Here is a 19,071-nt window from a genome sequence, read left to right as displayed (position 1 = left end):
AGGGCATTCACCCAAGCGTGCGGCGGCAGACACCGGCCCGTTCGCCGTAGTCGAATCGTTGCCGTGTGCCTCCCGCCGAGGTCGCGTCCTGGTGGCACAATGTCACCATGAGCGCGAACCCAGAACTGAGAACAGTGGACTCGGAGATCATCGCCCTGGCGGAGGACGAATACGCCGCCGCGGCCGAGACCGCACGCATCGAGGTGCGCGAGATCCACACCGCCGACGAGGCGGCCAAGGCCTCACTGCTGCTCGACGAAGTCTGGAACGTTGACGAGACCGGCACGAACGTGTTCGAACCCAGCCTCATCATCGCCTTCGCCCACGCCGGCAACTATGTCTCCGCTGCGTACAGCGTCGACGAAGCCGACGAGATGATCGGTGTGACCATCGGCTTCTTCGGCCAGCCTCTGGGTTCGGTCATGCATTCGCATATCGCCGGAGTCCGCCATCAGATCATCGGCCGCGGGGCCGGATCCGCTATGAAGCTGCACCAGCGTCTGTGGTGCCTCAACCTCGGCATCACCGAGATGACCTGGACTTTCGACCCGCTCATCGCCCGCAATGCGTACTTCAACTTCCAGCGTCTGGGCGTCGGCATGGTCGAATACCTCGAGGACTTCTACGGGCAGATGCGCGATGGGGTGAACTCCGGCCAGGCCAGCGACCGGATGATGGTGTCCTGGCCGCTCGACCGTCCGGCACGCGCCTCGGTCGTCGATCCCGGATCGGCGTTCCCCTGCCTGCGCGCCGATGACGACGGGGAGCCGCTGCTGAGCGAGGTTCCGAAGGAGACCGAGTTCGTCTCGCTGGATTTCCCCTCCGACATCGAGGACCTGCGCGGACAGGATGCCGATCTCGCCAGCCGCTGGCGACTGGCGCTGCGCACGGCGCTGACCGGGCTCGTCGGCGACGGCTGGGTCGTCGACACCTGCCTCAAGGGCGGCACCTACCTCCTCCACCACCCCTGAGCGTTCACCTTCGCTGCCCGTTCGCCCGGCGCGGCGAGCCTGCTCGCGCTGCCGGCAGCTGTCCCGTTCACCTCGGCGTCACCTGATACGTGTTCACTGAGGTGTTCACCTGAGCGAAGCGGAGGACCGATGAACAGTGATACGGCGGCCACACAGCCGCCTGGTCCGGTACCCCTCGCCGAGGTGGCCGGATCGTTCCTGCGCCTCGGCCTGACGTCGTTCGGCGGTCCCGTCGCCCACCTCGGGTACTTCCGCGAGACCTTCGTCAGCCGCCGTTCCTGGCTGGACGACCGTGAGTACGCCGACCTCGTGGCCCTGTGCCAGATACTGCCCGGCCCTGCGTCGAGCCAGGTCGGCATGGGACTCGGGCTGCGCCGTGCGGGCCTGCCCGGGCTCGCGGCCGCGTGGGTGAGCTTCACTCTGCCGTCGGCGATTCTGCTCACCCTCTTCGCGTTGGGGCTCTCGGCCTTCGGTGACCTCGGGGATGCCGGGTGGCTGCTCGGGCTCAAGGCCGCCGCGGTGGCCGTCGTCGCCGGTGCCGTGCAGTCGATGGCGAAAACTCTGACCCCGGATGCTCGTCGTGCGAGCATCGCCGCTGCCGCCCTCACCCTCATGCTCGTCATCCCGGATTCGATGGTGCCGACGGCGCTCGTCCAGATCGCCGCGATCGTCCTCGGCGGAGTTCTCGGCCTCGTCTGGCTGAAACGGCCCGACGAAAGTGGGAAAGAGCAGGAATCGTCCGCCGAGGCGGCCGCACCCTACACAGCGGTCGATTCCAATTCAGTTTCCGCCTCCGAGTCAGCAGCTGCCGCGGTCAGGCCCCATTCCCCCGAGAGCCGCATCGCCTCCCGCGGTGCCAGACGGTTGGGCATCGCCTCCCTCATCGCCTTCGCCGCTCTGCTCCTCGGACTGCCCGCGCTCACCGCGGCGACCGGGGATGCGACCATTCGCCTCATCGATATCTTCTATCGGGCCGGGGCCCTGGTCTTCGGCGGCGGTCATGTCGTCCTGCCGCTGCTCGAGGCCGAACTCGTGCCCACCGGTCTGGTCGGCCACGACACGTTCCTCGCCGGCTACGGTGCAGCACAGGCCGTTCCCGGTCCGCTGTTCACCTTCGCGGCGTTCCTCGGAGCGTCGATGACGACGGGACCGAGCGGCATCCTCGGTGCCGGTATCGCCCTGTTGGCGATCTTCCTTCCGGCGGGTCTGCTGGTCGTCGGGATCCTGCCGTTCTGGGAACGGTTGCGTGCCTGGGAACCGGCGACGGCGGCACTGACCGGAGTCAATGCCGCCGTCGTGGGGCTGCTGGGGGCCGCGCTCTACGATCCTGTGTTCGTCGAGGGGATCACCTCGCCTGCGACCCTGGCGCTGGCCGTTGCCGCCTTCGTCGCCGGGACCATGTGGAAGGTCCCGGCGTGGACGACGGTGATCGGCGCCGGGGTGCTCGGCTGGCTGCTGCTGTGATTGGTCAGGCCCGGGGCTCGACCGATCGCTGCCCGGATCAGCCTTGTGATCAGGACTGTTCCCAGTCCTTGCGCAGCAGCTTCTTGTCGAGTTTGCCCACCGAGGTGCGCGGCATCTCCTCGACGACCCTGACCTCGTCGGGCATCTGCCACTTGGCAAAACGAGCACTCAACGTTTCGACGATCGAGTCCCGGGTCACCTCGGCGCCGGGGTTGGCCACAACGTAGGCGACGGGACGCTCATCCCACTTCTCGTCGGGGACGCCGATGACGGCGGCCTCGCTGACGTCGGGGTTGTCGAGGATCGCGTTCTCCATGTCGATCGACGAGATCCACTCGCCGCCGGACTTGATGACGTCCTTGAGACGGTCGGTGATCTTGAGATAGCCGTACTGGTCGATGGTGCCGACATCGCCCGAGCGCCACCACCCGTCGAGGAACCGGTCGGCGTTGTCGGGCAGCTGGTAGTAGGACTCGGTGATCCAGGGTCCGCGCATGAGGAGCTCGCCCATGGACTTTCCGTCGCGTGGCAGCTCATTGCCCTCGGGGTCGACGGTCTTCATTTCGACACCGATGATCGGCAGGCCCTGCGAGCGCTTGAGGTCCCACTTCTCTTCCTCGTCGAGGTCGAGACCGGGACGGATCTTCCAGTTCGTCGACGCCAGCGGGGTGGTTTCGGTGGCACCGTAGCCGTGGATGACGTCGGCCCCGGTGACCTCCTTGAACCCGCGCATCATCGACAGCGGCGGCTCGGACGACCCGGAGACGAGACGGACACCGCTGAGGTCCGGGGCCTGCGGCATCTTCTTCATCATCTGCAGCATCGGCCCGAAGATGGCGGGGGCGCCGTTGGCCAGGGTGACCTTCTCCTCGACGAAGGCTTGGGCGATGGCACCGAATTCCTCGGCGGCGAACTTGCCGGGCAGGACGAGCTTGGCGCCGGCGGCCACAGCATTCTGCGGGAAGCCCCACGACAGCACATGGAACATCGGGGTGATGGGCATGACGCAGTCGTCGAAGTTCGCGTGAAGTGCGGCCAGACCGCCCATCGTGTGCAGGTAGATCGACCGATGCGAGTAGTACACACCCTTGGGGCGGCCGGTGGTGCCGGTGGTGTATCCGGCGTAGGCGGCGGTCTTCTCATCGACGACGGGCCAGTCGTAGGTCTCGGACTTCTCGGCGATGAGATCTTCGTAGGACACGACGTTGGTCAGGCTCGTCTCGATCTCGGCGATCGGCTTGTCGGTCATGACGACCCAGCCCTTGACGTCGAGCTTCGGGGCCAGCGATTCGGCCACGGTCAGCAGCGACTCGTCGACGAAGATCCAGTCCGACTTCGAGTGGCTGACGACGTAGGCGAGGTCCTCGGGAGCCAGGCGCAGGTTGAGCTGGAGCATAGTCGCGGCCACACCGGGCACGGAGAAGTAGAGCTCGAGGTGGCGGCGAGAGTTCCAGTCGAGGACTCCGACCATGGAGCCGGCACCGACGCCGAGGTCGGCGAGGCCGTGCGCGAGCTGCGCCATGCGCTTGAACTCGTCGGCGTAGTTCGACCGGCCCCAGGATCCGTCCGAACGGCGGTAGACGACCTCGGCATCACCGAAGACGGTGGCTGCATGGCGGATGAGGCTGGTGGTGTTGAGCTGGTAGCTGTCGCCCAGGGTGGACGGAATTCCTGTCAGCATGAGACTCCTTCGTTCGTGCTCCGGTCCCTCCTCGTCGCTGTGGCCGCGACGGGAGAAGAATCGTGATCGCCGGTTTCGTGGTGGGCGGTCGTCACCATCACATCAGGTGGGGAGGCGGTGCGGATGCAGATGCCTTGATTCGTGGTCAAACAGTTATCAACCGGTCTGCGGTCCGGCCGCTATGGACCAGCGTGCGGTCTGGCAGTCATGAACCGTTTCGTCCGCGCCGACCCACAATCATTCCCCGGTGAAGCCGGGTGCCCTCTTGTCGAGGAAGGCGGCGACCCCCTCGGCGAAGTCGTTGCTCGCACGCAGCGCATCCTGTCCTTCGACCTCGCGGGCGAAGGACGCGTCGAGTTCGGCCAGGCTGGCCCGGTTGATCGCTCGCTTCGAAGCTGCCAGGGCACGGGTCGGGCCCTGCGCGAAGACCGCGGCGACTTCTCCGGCACGTTCCAGGTGGCTTCCAGCCGGAACGACCTCGCTGGCCAGTCCCCAGTCGAGGGCGTCGGCGGCCTGCAGCTTCTCTCCGGTCAGCGCCAGGCGCAGGGCTCGGTGTCGTCCGGCCGAGGCAGCGACCAGGGCAGTGGAGCCCCCGTCGGGCATGAGCCCGATCTTCGTGAACGGCAGCATGAGATAGGACTTCTCGCTCATCACCAGATAATCGCAGGCCAGGGCGAGGGAACAGCCGATGCCGGCTGCCGGCCCGGACACTGCGGCGATCGTGGGGATGGGCAGGTCGAGGATCGCGGCGATGATCTTATTCGCCCCGGCGAGGTCGATGCCTTCGCGCTTCGCCACTCCACCCTGCAGGTCCGCTCCGGAGCTGAAGGACCGTTCGCTGCCGGTGAGGATGATGGCACGGGATTTCGCGGCCGCCTCGGTGACAGCCGTGCCGATGGCCTGGAATGTCTCCTCGTTGAGCGCGTTGAGGCTCTCCGGACGGTTGATGGTCACGGTCGTGACATCGCCGCTGACTTCGGTGAGAACGCTGGTGGACAATGCGACTCCTTCGTACGAATCCGATGATCCGGGTAGCTTTCGGGGCTTCTGCTTCCGTCCGCTCTCGGGCGGGCGGAAGCATCTACCGTCACTTTAACGTACGTTAAGTTGATCTGCGTCACACGCCCGAGCAGCTTCGTTCTTCGCCGAGAAACGGGTCAAGCGTCGAGAAACGCCCGCGCACACCCGTGTCTCGACACGCAGCCCGTTTCTCGGCGGAATGCGTCGTGCTCAAGCCAATGTGGCGTCGAGCTGGGCGGCGGTGAGTTCCCGGTCGGCGAAGACCAGGCGGACGGCGGTCGGGTCGGGATTGCCGGCGTCGGGTGCGCGGTGAACGAGTTCGAGGCCGAGCCTGCGAGCGACCTCCGCCGAGGCGGTATTGACCTCGAGCAGATACGCCACGACCGGCAGCTCCGGGTCGATGTCTGCCGCGGCCTCCATCGCCTCCCGCGAGACCGCTGTCGCCAGGCCACGTCCCTGCGCTTCGGGCCGGAACCGGTATCCGAGGTTCCAGAACGCTCCGGGTGTGCCGCGTGAGGCACCGGGGCCGGAGACTCCACGCAGCGAGCAGCCGCAATGGCCGAGGATGTCCCCGCCCGGAATCTGCCGCACCATCCAGGGTCCGATTCCGTCGAGTTCCCACTGCGAGGCCAGTCGGACGAGGATCGCTTCGGCCTCTTCCTCATCGGTCAGACGTCCGCTGGGCAGGTGCGTCCAGACCCGCGGGTCGGAGTCGATGGAGAAGAACTGGTCGAGGTCGTCCGCGCTGGGTCGGTCGAGCACATAGTCGGGCGTCTGCCTCATCAGGCAAGGGCCGCCTCGAGGTCAGCCCAGAGGTCGTCGAGGTTCTCGATGCCGACGCTCAACCGGATGAGCCCCTCGGGCACTGTCGCCGGTTCCGAGGGGTGTCGGCGGCGCCGTTCGATGAGGGATTCCACCCCGCCCAGGGAGGTCGCCGGCGTCCACAGTCGGACCGCCTCGGCGATGGCGGTGGCCTTGTCCGCGGTCGCGAGGGTGAAGGAGATGATCGCGCCGAATCCGTTCATCTGCGCGGACGCGCGGGCGTGGCCGGGGTCGTTCGGCAGGCCCGGGTAGCGGGTTTCGACGACGGCCGGGTGGGCGGCGAGGCGCTCGGCGATGACCTGAGCGTTGGCCTGCGCGCGGTCGAGGCGCACCGCCAGGGTGCGCAGTCCGCGCAGGGCCAGCCAGACCTCGAAGGGACCGGCGATTCCGCCCCGCATGGATCGTTCCGTGTGCAGTTCTTCGCGCAGTCCGGTGCTGCTGGTCACGACCGCACCGAGGACGACGTCGGAGTGCCCGGCGAGGTATTTCGTCACCGAGTGCACGACGATATCGGCGCCCAGGTCGAGCGGGGTCTGCAGCAGCGGGGTGGCGAAGGTGTTGTCGACGGAGACGAGGAATCCACGGTCCTTGGCTGCCGCGGTCAGCGCGGGAACGTCGGCGACCTCGAGCATCGGGTTCGTCGGCGATTCGATCCACAGCATCCCCGGGGATGCGGCTTCGCCCGCCGTCGCGTGCCCCGCTTCGTCGAGGGCGGCGATGACCGCCTCGGTGTCGGCGATATCAACGGTGACGAGGTCGAAGTTCTGCCGCCCAGCGATCTGTTCGGCTGAGGCGAGCGCTCCCTGGTAGCTGTGGGTGGGGATGATCAGGGTGCCTCCGGCGGGCACGAGGCTGATCACGGCCGAGATCGCCGCCAGGCCGGAGCCGAAGACCAGTCCGGGCAGGCTCGCATGTTCGAGCTGACCGAGCGCCTCTTCGAAGGGCGTCCATGCGGGAGTGTCGAAGCGGGCATAGGCATAGGGCGAGTTCGAGATGTCGCCCGCGCTCACGAAGGTCGAGGACAGATCGATCGGCGGGTTCACCGAGGCGCCATCGACGCGCTGAGGTCGTCCGGTCTCGACGACGATGGTGTCCGGAGCGAACTCGGGATGACGGGCGGGTGAGGAGGCTGGCTCGGGCTGTGTCATGTCCCCAATATATGCCTCACCGCATCACACCGAATCGACAGTGATATTTCGGACACGTTTCCGTAGCTCTGAAGGGTTCGCCCGGTGTCCGCTGCTTCGGACGGCGCGGAGACTTCGACCTGCTCGGGCCCCTTCAATCAGGCTCCTTCACTCGGGTCCCGTCGTTCGGATCCTGTCACTCGGGCTCTGTCACTCGGGTCCCGTCACTCGAGACTGTCGATCATGTGCTCGAGCAGCAGACGCGCCCCGGGTGACTGCCGTCGGTTCCGGGCCCATACGGCGTGGAGCTCGCGGGTGAGGTCGACGTCGTCGGCCACCGGCAGCGGCACCAGACGTCCCGCCCGGAAGTCATCGCGCAGAGCGAGTTCGGACAGAACGGCCGGGGCCACGGATGTGGCGGCGGCGATGCGCAGGGCGGAGTTCGATCCGTACTCACCGGCCACGCACACTCCCCCAGCTTCGACCAGTACAGCGTCGATGACCTCCCTGGTGCCCGAGCCGATCTCACGCACCAGCAGCGGCACCTGCGCCAGCTCCTCGGCAGTGATCGGCTTCATCCAGGCGTGGGCGAAGTCCGGGGCACAGGCGATCATGAGCCGGTCGCGGCCGACCACCTCGGCGTTGAGGTCCTGCGGCAGGGACACGGATTCGATGAGCCCGAGGTCGCAGGTCTGCCGGCGCACCCGGTCGATGACGGTCGCGGAGTTCTCCACCGACAGACCGATGTCGATTGTCGGGTGTGCGGCGCGGAAGGTCGTGAGGTGGTGGGGCATGAGGTATTCGGCGACCGTCAGAGAGGCGCTGACCTTGACAGTTCCGGCGCGGGCGTCCTGGATGGCGCGGGCCCCGGCGTAGAGCGTGTCGTAGGCTTCGATGACCTTCGACGCCCATTCGGCGACGGCGCGGCCCTCGACGGTGAGTTCGGTGCCCCGCGGAGAGCGCCGCAGCAGCGGCACCTTGAGATCGCGTTCGAGGTTGCGCAGGCTGCGGGAGGCATTCGGCTGGGCGAGATCGAGCTTCGCCGCGGCCTGGCCGATCGACCTGGCGTTGCCGCTGAGGGCCACCAGCAGCCCCAGAGCCTGGAGCTCGGGCCAGTTCTTCATATTCCCGAGGTCGTGCATATGCTCATCATGACATATCAGATCCATATGGGTTGCTAAGAAATCACCGTCTACTGCGACCGTGCAGGCGTTGACAGACTGAAGTCATGAACCGCTTCGCCTCCCTCCTGCCCGGACTCGCCGTCGCCGCTGCGGCCACGGCCGTCGCGTGGCCGATCTCCATGCTCGCCCCCGTGCTCTCACCGCTGCTCGTGGCGATCGTGCTCGGAATCCTTCTGGGCAATCTCGTGCCCAACCTGCCCGAGGCGTTCATGCCCGGACTCAACTTCGCCGCGAAGCCGCTGCTGCGCCTGGGCATCGTCGCCCTCGGCGCGCAGGTGGTGCTCGGCGACATCCTCGACCTCGGGTGGCTCGTTCTCGTGCTCGCCGCCGTCATCGTCGCCGCCGGAATCCTCTCGGCCCTGGCCCTGGCCGGACCGCTCAAGGTCGACCGCCCCCTGGCCGTGCTCATCGGCAGCGGATTCGGCATCTGCGGTGCCGCCGCCGTCGCCGGAGTCGAGTCGACTCTGAAGTCGAAGAAGGAGGATGTGGCGGCCGCGATCGGCCTCGTCGTCCTCTTCGGCACCCTGATGATCGCGATCGTGCCCGGACTCTCGACCGCCCTGGGTCTGTCCCCGGAGACCGCCGGAATGTGGGGCGGTGCCGCCACCCATGAGGTCGCCCAGGTCGTGGCGATCGGCGGGATCATCGGCCCCGCGGCCCTCGAGATCGCAGTCCTCGTCAAACTCGCCCGCGTCATCATGCTCGCCCCCACCGTCGCCGTGTTCAGCTACGCAGTGCGCCGCAGCGAGGACAAGGCACTGACGAACACCGGCACCGAGGCGACCGCCGGTTCCACCGGAACCTCAGCAGCCGCGGGGTCGACTGGAGAGAGCAACGGGTCGGGTGCATCGGCCGCGGGGGCGGTGTCGACCGGTGGGCCGGTGTCGATCGCGGCGAAGCAGACTCCGGCGCAGGGCAAACGTCCGCCGATCGTTCCGCTCTTCGTCGTCGGCTTCCTCATCATGGCGGCCCTGCGCACCTTCGGCCTGCTGCCCGAGATCGCGGTCACCGGACTTAGCTGGATCCAGACAGTATGCCTGGCGATGGCGATGTTCGCCCTCGGCCGCGGAGTGCAGTGGCGGTCCCTGAAGAACCTCGGCGCCCGGCCGATCGCCCTGGCCGCACTCGTCACGATCATCGTCGCCCTCATCGCCCTCGGCGGAGCCATCCTCCTCACTTGATCCTCTCCCCAATTGCTACCTGACGGCGGCCCAGCAACCTCGCGCGAGGTTGCTGGGCCGCCGTCAGGTAGCAATTGGGGAGGATTTTCCGTCTATCGGGACTTTCCGACGGTTCGGACACGCCTCAGCGGTACCCGCCGGTAACACTGGTAGTCTCTCAGCGAATCAGCCAGCGATGCTCAGTGTCGCTTCAGCCTTCGCAAGGACATCATGCTCACTCAGATCATTGCTCTGCTCATATTCGTCGCCCTCTTCGCCATCGGCGCTGTCCGCGGTGTGCAGATCGGCGTTCTCATGCTCGTCGGCGCGGCCGGAACCGGGCTCCTCTTCACCGATATGGCCGTCGACGACATCGTCGCCGAGTTCCCCTTGGACATCATGATCCTGCTGGCCGGGGTCACCTATTTCTTCGCGATCGCGCAGGAGAACGGGACCGTCGACAAGATCATCGACTGGGCCCTCGAACGCGTCGGATCCTCGGCGGTGCTGCTGCCCGCGGTGTTCTTCGTCATCACGGGCTGCATTGCGGCCATGGGCGCACCGTTGGCGGGACTGGTGATGATGCCCGTGGGAATGCAGGTCGCCCGCAAGTACGGTGTCGACTACGCGCTCATGGGACTGGCGATCTGCTTCGCCATCGGCGCCGGCGGCTTCGCCCCGACCAGCCTCTACGGAATCGTCACGTACTCGACCGCCCACGATGCCGGCATCGACCTCTCCCCATTCCTGCTCTTCGGAATCGCCGTGGCCGTCTACCTCGTTATGCTCGTCGTCGCCTACTTCATGTACGGTCGGTCGCTGTTCTCGAAGACGACGGTGGCGGCCGCCGAGCATGCTTCGGCCGGGGGCACCCAGTCGAAGATCTCCCGCGGCTCCGCCTCGGCGTCGAGTGTCGTCTTCGGTGAGGATGACGAAGACGAAGCGCTCTTCGACTCCTCCACCACCGACGTGGCGGGAGAATCCAAGCCGTTCACCTTCGTACAGATCCTCACCGTGATCTTCATGGTCGGCCTCATCGGCACCGTGGTCGTGCTCGCGGCCCTCGGTCAGGAACCGGACATCGGCCTGCTCTGCTTCATGTTCGGAGCGATCCTCGCGCTCGTCGACCCGAAGACGGGCAAGGCCGCGATCCCGAAGATCGACTGGCCGACCGTGCTGCTCGTCGGCGGCATCATCACCTTCGTCGGCGTGCTGCAGAACATGGGAGCCGTCGACCTGCTCGGCGAAGGCGCCGAGTCGATCGGTTCGCCGCTCATCGCCGCCTTCGTCCTCTGCATCGTCGGCGGCTTGGTCTCGGCCTTCGCGTCGACGACGGGCATCCTTGCTGCGCTCGTGCCGCTGGCTCTGCCGCTCATCGCCGCGGGCGGCGTTCCCGGCTGGGCACTCATCGCGGCTCTGGGCGTGTGCTCGGCGGTCGTCGACGTCTCACCGTTCTCGACGCTGGGTGCCACGGTCGTCGCGACTGCCCCGGTCGAGGAAAAGCCGCGCCTGACCCGCATCCTCGTGAAGTTCGGCATGTCGATGGTCGTCATCGGACCGGTCGCGCTCGTCGGCGGCCTCGTCGTGCCCGCCATGATGTTCTGAGGCCGGGCTCTCGGGCAGGGTTCTCGGCCCTGTGTCCCACCCGGGCCCCAGGACCTCCAAGAATAGGTCAGCATCGGACACTTTTCTCCAACAGAAGTGTCCGATGCTGACCTATTCGCCGACAGCAACCCGTTTCTCACCTGCAACCACGCTTCTGCCGCCCCTCAGCTCAAGGGCTTGGCCAGCAACACGAATTCCAGGTCGTCGACCTTCGGCAGACCGAAGCGTTCGTCGCCGTAGGGGAAGGGCTCGATTTCGCCGGTGCGCACGTAGCCGCGGCGCTCGTAGTAGGCGATGAGTTCGTCACGCTTATTGATCACGCTCATCCGCATCGACGTCGCACCCCAATGTTCGGCCACCCACGCCTCGGCGAGGCCGATGAGCAACGACCCCAGCCCTTTGCCCTGTCCCAGCGGAGAAACGGCGAGCACCCCGAGGTAGGCGGCCCCGTCTTCGGGCTCTCGCACATAGACGCTGGCCACGGCGCGACCCTGATCATCGCGGGCGAGCAGGATCTGGGAGTCCGCCTCGGCGAGCATGTCCTCGGCCATCGGACCGTCGAGCCGTTGTCCCCCGAGCAGGTCCGCCTCGGTGGTCCACCCCTGTTTCGATCCCTCGCCGCGGTAGGCCGAAGACACGAGCTCGACGTAGTCGGGAATGTCGGCGGACGTCAGTTCGGTGACCTCGAATCCGACTGCGCGCAGCTTCTGGCGGTGCGCGTCGACCAGGGTCGCCGAGGGGTGTGCGGTCATAGGTGGGACTCCTTCAAGATCGTCCGGTCGGCTGCGTCAGACCAGGCTAGTCGCTTCCTCAGAAACAGAACTATAGTGTCAGTTGTCAGGACAGCGGCGATCGCCGATCGAACGCCGACGACCATCGCGCAGTGCCGCCGGCACGGACATTCGGGAGGAATGACCATGGACATCGACATCTCGGGAGAGACCTTCACCATCACCGAGGATGCTGCGGCCAAACGCTTCACCGTCTCCCACTCCGGAAAGGTCATCGGTCTCGTCGATTACATCGACCGTGAGGCGAGTGCCGATGACACCGCCGACGGCCCGGTGCGCATCTTCACCCACACCGAGGTGTCCCCCGAGTGGGGCGGCCGCGGCTTGGGCGCCAAGCTGGTGCGCTATGCACTGGAGACCAGCGCCGAGGAGGGGCTGAAGTTCCGGACGACGTGCTCCTACGTGCAGAATTTCCTGGTCAAGAACGACGAGTTCGACAAGTTCGTCGCCTGAGCGTCACGCTCGGTCTCGTCAACTCCCTGCCCGGGGACGTCAACTCGCACCCCAGAGTCGTCATTACGCAGTGACCGGGCCTGCTTCGCTTAATTTCGCGGGCGTCAGCGGTTCGCCGCTGGCGCCTTCTTCTGCATTGCCCACGATGTTCGCGCTCTCGACGATCTCCTGTTGACGGTCGTGTCCGGAGACGAAGCGCAGGACGAAGATCGCCCAGGCGGTGACTGCCACGATGACCGCGGCGACGAGTGACCACAGCAGTCCTGGGTCACTGACTGCCAGCTGTGGGATCTCTCGTCCGGGGACTGCAGCGGCAAAGATGCCTGCGATCAGTGCACCCAGATAGGAGCCGACCATCATTCCGATGTGGCGGCGGACATTGCCACGGCGGATCGCGATGACGCCGAGCGTGGTGGAGATGAAGGTCCAGATCGCCAGGGCGTGGAAGAGCGTGAAGGAACCGGTGAGCGAGTAGATGAACATTCCGCTGGTGCACACGAAGTACATGAGAATGACCCAGGACCGTCCGATGAAACGGTGCTTGCGGTCCTTGGTGCGGCGGATGATCTGGATGGGCCCCAGCAGGACGACACCCGTGGCGGCGATGGCATGGATGGCGATGAAGAGTGAGAACATGTCATTAAGATAGTGTCACTAACCAAGTGTGGCAACGTGGATAGTGAACGCCGCTTCCACTATCCATTCACCGTCGTCGAGGACGAAACCTGCAGAAGCAACCCGCAGAAGGAGGGCACAGTGAAGCTCAGCGCATTGGCAAAGGCCGCCGGCGTCTCGGCTGCGAGTATCAAGTACTACATCCACGAGGGGCTTCTGCCGCCTGGACAGAAGAAGAATGCGACGACGGCCGTCTACGACGAGACGCATCTGCACCGGCTGGCGCTCATCCGCTGGCTGCGCGAGGAGCTGGCCACTCCAATCGCCGACATCGCCGAACTCACCCGCGCCATTGACGACGAATCGCTGCCGACGATCGAGCTGATGGGCGTATGCCAGGAGCTCGCCTTGCGCGGGAATTCCGGACTGCCCGCCTCGGCGCAGCGCGCACCGGGTTCCCCGCCGTTCGCCCTGCGGGCCTCCGGAACACATCCGACCGCAGTCTCCCCCACCCCTGACCGCTTCGATGATCTGGTCTCCGAGGTGATCGACCGCCTCGGCTGGCCCGATGAGGAATCTGCAGCGAGGAATGCACTGGCACGTGTTGTCGCGATGGTCGATGCGGGTGGATACCCGGTCACCGTCGATTCGATCGTCGCCCAGTGCCGGGCCATTGCCCCTATCGCTCAGTCTCATGTCCGCCCGATCAGCGTCGAGCACAGTCGCGACAGGGTCTGCCTGAGCGTGATCCGCGGCATCACAATGTCCAATCGTCAGCTCATCGCCGCGAGTGCGCTGGCACATGCGTCACTGTCGATGATGTCGCGGGGCCCCGCTGACTGACCGCTATCCAGCGCCCGGGACCGCCTCACCACTTCGCGGTGACCGGGCCACACCCCACACCGCTGCGCCCACAACGGCCTCGGCCTTACCAATTGCGCTCGGCCTGACGTAACGCACTGGAGCAACAGTGCCGTCAGTCAGCACCGAGGTGATCAGGCACTGGCGGTGCGTCGTCCCTTCTTCGCAAGGTAGGCGGCGACGGAGATCGAGACCAGACAGCCCGCAGCGAGATAGGCACCGACGAGGTACCAGCTGCCGTCGCCGACTCCGACGAGGTACGTGGCGATGAACGGAGTGAAGCCGCCGGCCAGCGCGCTGGCCAACTGGTAGCCGACGCCCGCTCCGCTGTATCGGAACTCGGGGCTGAACATTTCAGCGAACAGCGGCTGCTGGACGCTGACGACCGCGTCGTGGGCGATATTGACCAGCAGCACGGCGAAGATCACGATGGCAATCGTGCTTCCCGATTCCAGAGCGAAGAAGAACGGGATCGCGCTGAGCAGTCCGACGACCCCGCCGGTGAGATAGACGCGCAGCCGTCCGTACCGATCAGAGAGGTAGGCGAAGGCAGGAATCGTGACGATTCCCAGTCCGCCGACGAGCAGCGTGATGTTGAGCATGAACTGCCGGTCGAGACCGAGTTCGTCCGTCGCATACGACAGCGCGAAGGTGGTGACGATGTACATAGTCAGAAGCTCGATGAACCGCAGTCCGACGATTTGTGCGATCTGTGCGGGGAATCGCTTGAAGGCCTCGAGGATCGGCAGTTTGGCAACTTTGTCCTCGTCCGCGTTCTTCACTCGCTCCACATATTCTTCGGATTCGGCGACACCGGAACGGATCCACAGCCCGACCAGGACGAGGCCGGCGCTGGCGAGGAACGGGATCCGCCATCCCCAAGCCAGGAAGCCTTCGGAGGTCAGTCCGCCGCTGAGGATGGCGACGAGTCCGGTGGCCAGCAGCAAGCCGACCGAATAGCCGACCTGAACCCCGCTGGAGTAGAAGGCGCGCAGCTTCGGCGGTGCGCTTTCGACGGCCATGAGCGCGGCGCCTCCCCATTCTCCGCCGACCGCCACGCCCTGGATACAGCGCAGCAGGACGAGCAGTGCCGGTGCCAGCCAGCCGATCGCCTGGTAGGTCGGCAGACAACCGATGAGGGCGGTCGCCACGCCCATGATCGTCATCGTCCAGATGAGCATGGACTTGCGCCCGAGGCGGTCGCCGAAGTGGCCGAAGATGATTCCGCCGAGCGGGCGGAAGATGAATCCGACGCCGAAGGTCGCGAACGCCGCGAGCGTGCCCGCCCGGTCACTGTAACCGGGGAAGAAGAGCTCGCCGAAGACCAGAGCTGCGACGATCCCGTAGAGCAGGAAGTCGTACCATTCGACGACGGCGCCGATGAACGACCCGACAGCCGCACGGCGTGCACGCCGTCCCAGGTCAGGTTCAGCTCTCACCTGGTCTTCGATATCGGCCATCGGATTCTCCCCTGAACTCGTCTTCGGCCTCCTGCTGGCCGCCCTCGCGTGATCGACGCTGAGCAATCTAGCACGGCCGATGACGACTGAGCGGCCCGTGTCCACCAGGGAAAACGCACGTCGCCGGTCAGTCTCCGTCCACGGTTGCCGATGCGCTGGGGTCAGGCACCGACCGGAGGGGCCACTACAATCGGCAACTGTGAACGCCTGCACGCTTCGCCGCTCGCGACCGCTGTCGATTCTCGGCCGGTTCCCGTGATCCTGCCGGAGGTCCGAGACCCTCGGATGATCACGATTCGCCGAGGCGGCTCCCTCACCGATGCCGTCCACCGCCTTCTCGCGCTGTGGGCCACCGACTGCGCCGAACACGTCCTGCCGTTCTTCGAAGCCGTCTGCCCCGAGGATGAGCGACCTCGCGAAGCCATTGCCGCCGCCCGGGCGTGGGCAGCTGGTGAGATGCCGATGATGGAAGCTCGTGCCCTCGGCGGACATGCCATGGGTGCGGCACGGCCCCTGCGTGGGCCAGCCCGGTTCGCCGCTTATGCGGCGGGGCAGGCGGCCTGTGTCGGACACGTCGCCGAGCACGATCTGGGGGCGGCGGCCTACGCGATCAAAGCGGCCCGAGGGACATCGGGGAAGGACCTTGGGGCCGGTCGTGCCGAACGCGACTGGCAGCGTGACCGGCTGCCGAATGAAGTCCGCGAACTCGTGCTGGAAGATCAGGCACGCCGCGATGCGATCTGCTGGTCGGTCTTCAGCGCCTGATCGCTAGCGGCACCCTCCACGGCAGACAGCACTCTTTAGAACGGGTGCTATCTGTCGTGAAGCGGGCTGCCAGCGACTCACCCTCGTGGACACCGTAACCCTGGCACGCAGAAGCCCCGCCGATTGGCGGGGCTTCTGCGTCGGCATCGCGAAATCCGTGCGGACCTCGCTTCAGCGACTTCGGGGCTTCACGCGCGCCGGCGAGCGAGAACGTCGTTGACGGCACCGAGGTCGGCGGCCTTCGTCGTCCGGATCGCCTTGCGCCCGTGGCCAAGGGGTCCTTCCTCGCGGGCGGAGTCGCTGAGTTCCGGCCGGTAGCCGAGCTCTTCGGCGAACTGAGCCGCGATATCTTCACGGCTGCGGGCCTCGGTCTCGTACGAGCTGGCATCGGCCGCCGATGCCGAGGGCACCGGATGCTCGGCTTCGGGTGCGTCGACATAGCTGGGCACCGGCAGCGGAGTCGGCGACCAGCCGTCGCGCGATTTCAGGCGTTGCATGAACGGGTCATCGACCGTGCGAGCCGCCGCATCAAGTGCAGCGTGCACATCCGCATCGACTTCCTTTCGACCGGCCGCATCTGCGACGGTTTCGGTCTCAGTGAGGAGGTCGGCTCCGAGCGAGACCGGGGTCTTGGTGGACTCGGTCCGAGCCTTCTCTGCAGACGTCGCCGAGGCGGCGTCGGCATCGTTCTCGCGGTCGATGTTGGTACCCGTCGCCTTCGGCTCTGCCGTCGACGTTGATTCCGCGGTGGCGACGGTGCCCGACGTCGAGGCGGCCTCCGAGCCGGCGGCCACCTCGGCGGAAGTCGCGTCACCGTCTGCGGTGGCGTTCTCCTTCACGACCGGGATCGGTCCGGTGAGGAGGACCTGGCGCGTGGTGTGGCCCTCGGCGGCTTCCTTGCGGATGCGCACGAGCGGGATCTCTCCGGTGTCGGCCTCTTCGCGGGACTTCTTCGCCGCGGCGGAGCGGTTCATCGCAGCGCGAGCCTGCGCGGCCTTCGCCGCCGCGCTTGTGCCCTGGGCGGCCGCGGCGATCCGGGCAGCGGTTCCGCTCGAGGTCGATGCCGGGGCCGTGCGAGGCTGCTGCTTGACCGGAACGGTCTGCGACTTCGCGGACTTCGCGCCCGTGCGAGCTGGCTGCGATCCAGCTACAGGCTGAGCATCAGTCGTCCTGGCTGTGGCAGTCTGTCGTGCCGTGGCAGTCGACGGTTCGGCCGATTTCGGCTCGGCGGCACGCTCGACCTTGGCGGCGTGCTCCGGCTCAGCGGCACGCTTCGGCTGGCCCGCTGACCGTGACCGTGCGGTCTCCTGCAGACGTCGCAGCTTCTTCTTCGTCTCGCGCTTGCGCAGATTGAGCGTGCGCACGAGGAAGAGAGTGACGACCGCGAGCCCGAGGAAGACACCGGCCAAGGCGATGTGCACGACCGAGAAGGCCGCGAGCACACTTGACACAAGGATGCCGAGAACCGAGGCGAGGAAGACCAGGGAGAAGCCCCTGACCATAGTGTTCAGCGACTTCAGTGACTCCCGCAGGGTCGTGGCTTGCTCGGTCATCGCATGTTCCTCATCGGTTCCGATGGTCGGATTGGAAATCTGTCGGTTCTGTCCATCTGTGCCGGCCATCCCCTCGCCGAGGTGGCCGCCGCGTCCCGTCCGGGACCGGCCTTCACGTGGTCCGCCTCCGTGAGGAGCTGGACCGGCGCCGGCCGAAGCCATCCGGCTCGTCGACGCCTTGTGCCCCGCGCCGGTCGAGTGCGGCGGATGGGCCTGTGGCGAACGGCCCTGTCTGTCCGACGGCCCGACGGAGCGGCCGCTGTCGTTGAAGACGGCATGGACCGCGGGGTGGAGCAGTCGCACATTGTCAGTGGCAGCGCCTGCACGAACACCTGTGTCAGTGCCGACGCCTACGCTGGAAACGACAACACCGCGACCGACGGCCGCATGGTCGGCGGACAGGGAGGAGTAAGTTTCACCGACCGCAACGGGAAGGACGTTGAGCTGGGCGTGCTCGGCAGCCTCGGTGATGGTGTGTGCTTCGGCGTGACCGTCGATGACGGCGAGCTCGGGAGTGGAGGCCGAGAGACTCAGCTTCGGGGCCTCGACTTCCTGTGAGACGTCCGGGGTCGGAACCGACGGCACCTTCCGAGGTTTGTCGTGGAAGACCTGGATGCGCTCCGAATGGTCGTGCCCGGGGATGGCTGTCTCGGCGGAGACGACGGCCGCATTGTCCGGAACCGTGTCGATTTCGACGCGCGAGAGATCCGTCGCGGACTTCCGAATCATTGCGGGCACAGCAACGGCGAAGACCACGACGATGGCGATGACGACGATGATGCTGGTGTCCACAATGCCACCCTAAGTTGCAGGCATCAGGGAAGTCGTGAAGACGCGAGGTGTGTCGGTCAAACTGGGGCGAAGCTCACCGAATTCCCAGGCGGCGGCTGGACGTCCCCGGTTCGCGTCTACCACCCGCCGGTGCCGTGCCTGTATGCGGCCAGCAGACCCTGAGGGACCTCCTCGGCGAGGAGGGCGAAGGTGCGGTGGTCGCACCACTGCCCATCGATGTGCATGTACTTCTCGCGCAGCCCCTCATCGCGCAGACCCAGCTTCTCGACCACGCGCAGGCTCGCGGTGTTCTCCGGGCGGATGTTGATTTCGATGCGGTGGAGTCCGAGGGCGAAGAAGCAGTGGTCGGCGGCCATCGCCACGGCGACCGGGGTGATACCGCGCCCGGCCACGCGCGAGTCGATCCAGTAACCGATCTGCCCGGACAGGATCGAACCCCAGCTCAGTCCCGATACGGTGATCTGTCCGCGGAAGTTCCCGTCGACCTCGATGGCGAACGGCACGGTCTGCCCGCGTTTGGCCTGTTTGTCCTGCATCCGCACCATCGTGCGGAACCCCGGCAGCTCCTGGCCCGGCGCAGGCAGGGTCGCATCCCACGGGCGCAGCCAGTCGCGGTTGAATCGGCGGACCTCTCGCCAGGCCTCTTCGTCGCGGCGGCGCAGCGGTCGCAGCACGATATCGGACTGTCGATCAGTCAGGATGACGGGCCACACACGGCTGCCCTCGCTCTCGGGATCAAGGTCGGTC

Annotated in this window: 17 protein-coding genes; 7 read left to right on the top strand and 10 right to left on the bottom strand. The window is 66.4% G+C overall.

The genetic code is table 11. The features are described 5' to 3' along the window. Positions 1-107: 107 nt before the first annotated feature. Both ACU4IU_RS12760 and chrA read left to right on the top strand, forming a co-directional pair. Positions 108-971: a hypothetical protein gene (locus ACU4IU_RS12760; protein ID WP_446656923.1), complete on the top strand. Its 864-nt coding sequence runs from the start codon at positions 108-110 to the stop codon at positions 969-971. 129 nt (positions 972-1,100) lie between these two features. Further along, positions 1,101-2,435: a chromate efflux transporter gene (gene chrA / locus ACU4IU_RS12755; RefSeq protein ID WP_446656922.1), complete on the top strand. Its 1,335-nt coding sequence runs from the start codon at positions 1,101-1,103 to the stop codon at positions 2,433-2,435. Positions 2,436-2,484: 49 nt separating this feature from the next. On the opposite strand, the gene ACU4IU_RS12750 is transcribed toward chrA, so the two are convergent. The 5 genes from ACU4IU_RS12750 to ACU4IU_RS12730 all read right to left on the bottom strand — a co-directional run bounded on the left by ACU4IU_RS12750 (position 2,485) and on the right by ACU4IU_RS12730 (position 8,227). After that, positions 2,485-4,116 carry a long-chain-fatty-acid--CoA ligase gene (locus ACU4IU_RS12750; RefSeq protein WP_446656921.1) on the bottom strand — a complete coding sequence of 544 codons (1,632 nt, stop codon included), beginning with the start codon at positions 4,114-4,116 and terminating at the stop codon, positions 2,485-2,487. Positions 4,117-4,353: 237 nt separating this feature from the next. Continuing rightward, complete coding sequence (locus ACU4IU_RS12745; RefSeq protein ID WP_446656920.1) at positions 4,354-5,115, bottom strand: enoyl-CoA hydratase; 762 nt, start codon at positions 5,113-5,115, stop codon at positions 4,354-4,356. Positions 5,116-5,346: 231 nt separating this feature from the next. After that, positions 5,347-5,919 carry a GNAT family N-acetyltransferase gene (locus ACU4IU_RS12740; RefSeq protein WP_259357441.1) on the bottom strand — a complete coding sequence of 191 codons (573 nt, stop codon included), beginning with the start codon at positions 5,917-5,919 and terminating at the stop codon, positions 5,347-5,349. After that, positions 5,919-7,106 carry a trans-sulfuration enzyme family protein gene (locus tag ACU4IU_RS12735; RefSeq protein ID WP_139468190.1) on the bottom strand — a complete coding sequence of 396 codons (1,188 nt, stop codon included), beginning with the start codon at positions 7,104-7,106 and terminating at the stop codon, positions 5,919-5,921. The genes ACU4IU_RS12740 and ACU4IU_RS12735 overlap by 1 nt, the downstream gene beginning before the upstream one ends. 203 nt (positions 7,107-7,309) lie before the next feature. After that, a complete protein-coding gene (locus tag ACU4IU_RS12730) occupies positions 7,310-8,227 on the bottom strand; it encodes a LysR family transcriptional regulator (RefSeq protein WP_446656919.1) in 918 nt (305 codons plus the stop codon). A gap of 86 nt (positions 8,228-8,313) precedes the next feature. On the opposite strand from ACU4IU_RS12730, the gene ACU4IU_RS12725 reads away from it, so the two are divergent. Beyond that, positions 8,314-9,450 (top strand): YeiH family protein, encoded by a 1,137-nt coding sequence (locus ACU4IU_RS12725; RefSeq protein WP_446656918.1) that lies wholly within the window; start codon positions 8,314-8,316, stop codon positions 9,448-9,450. Between the two features lie 210 nt (positions 9,451-9,660). After that, positions 9,661-11,034 (top strand): SLC13 family permease, encoded by a 1,374-nt coding sequence (locus ACU4IU_RS12720; protein WP_446656917.1) that lies wholly within the window; start codon positions 9,661-9,663, stop codon positions 11,032-11,034. 164 nt (positions 11,035-11,198) lie between these two features. Here ACU4IU_RS12720 and ACU4IU_RS12715 read toward each other — a convergent pair whose 3' ends face one another. Continuing rightward, on the bottom strand, positions 11,199-11,786 hold the full coding sequence (locus tag ACU4IU_RS12715) for a GNAT family N-acetyltransferase (protein ID WP_139468186.1): 588 nt from the start codon (positions 11,784-11,786) through the stop codon (positions 11,199-11,201). A 165-nt stretch (positions 11,787-11,951) separates the two neighbouring features. Here ACU4IU_RS12715 and ACU4IU_RS12710 point away from each other — a divergent pair, with 165 nt between their 5' ends. Further along, positions 11,952-12,278 (top strand): GNAT family N-acetyltransferase, encoded by a 327-nt coding sequence (locus ACU4IU_RS12710; protein WP_446656916.1) that lies wholly within the window; start codon positions 11,952-11,954, stop codon positions 12,276-12,278. 63 nt (positions 12,279-12,341) lie between these two features. Here ACU4IU_RS12710 and ACU4IU_RS12705 read toward each other — a convergent pair whose 3' ends face one another. Next, on the bottom strand, positions 12,342-12,914 hold the full coding sequence (locus ACU4IU_RS12705) for a DUF2306 domain-containing protein (protein ID WP_181270712.1): 573 nt from the start codon (positions 12,912-12,914) through the stop codon (positions 12,342-12,344). A gap of 36 nt (positions 12,915-12,950) precedes the next feature. Between ACU4IU_RS12705 and ACU4IU_RS12700 the strand changes: the two genes are divergently transcribed. Continuing rightward, positions 12,951-13,736, top strand: coding sequence for a MerR family transcriptional regulator (locus tag ACU4IU_RS12700; RefSeq protein WP_446656915.1), 786 nt, complete (start codon positions 12,951-12,953; stop codon positions 13,734-13,736). A 152-nt stretch (positions 13,737-13,888) separates the two neighbouring features. Here the strand turns inward: ACU4IU_RS12700 and shiA are convergent, their stop codons facing one another. Next, positions 13,889-15,214, bottom strand: coding sequence for a shikimate transporter (shiA, locus tag ACU4IU_RS12695; protein WP_376906854.1), 1,326 nt, complete (start codon positions 15,212-15,214; stop codon positions 13,889-13,891). 285 nt (positions 15,215-15,499) lie between these two features. Here shiA and ACU4IU_RS12690 point away from each other — a divergent pair, with 285 nt between their 5' ends. Beyond that, the gene (locus ACU4IU_RS12690) at positions 15,500-15,979 is read left to right on the top strand and encodes a putative immunity protein (protein ID WP_446656914.1); all 480 of its coding nucleotides are present in this window, start codon (positions 15,500-15,502) and stop codon (positions 15,977-15,979) included. Between the two features lie 188 nt (positions 15,980-16,167). Here ACU4IU_RS12690 and ACU4IU_RS12685 read toward each other — a convergent pair whose 3' ends face one another. Beyond that, positions 16,168-18,324 (bottom strand): hypothetical protein, encoded by a 2,157-nt coding sequence (locus ACU4IU_RS12685; protein ID WP_376906856.1) that lies wholly within the window; start codon positions 18,322-18,324, stop codon positions 16,168-16,170. Positions 18,325-18,440: 116 nt separating this feature from the next. Then, a complete protein-coding gene (locus tag ACU4IU_RS12680; RefSeq protein WP_139468299.1) occupies positions 18,441-19,037 on the bottom strand; it encodes a GNAT family N-acetyltransferase in 597 nt (198 codons plus the stop codon). Between the last annotated feature and the right edge of the window lie 34 nt (positions 19,038-19,071).

This window comes from Brevibacterium sp. CSND-B09 (genome assembly GCF_052906525.1).
The sequence above is the reverse complement of the archived record's forward strand: the minus strand, read 5'-3'. Positions and strand labels throughout refer to the sequence as shown.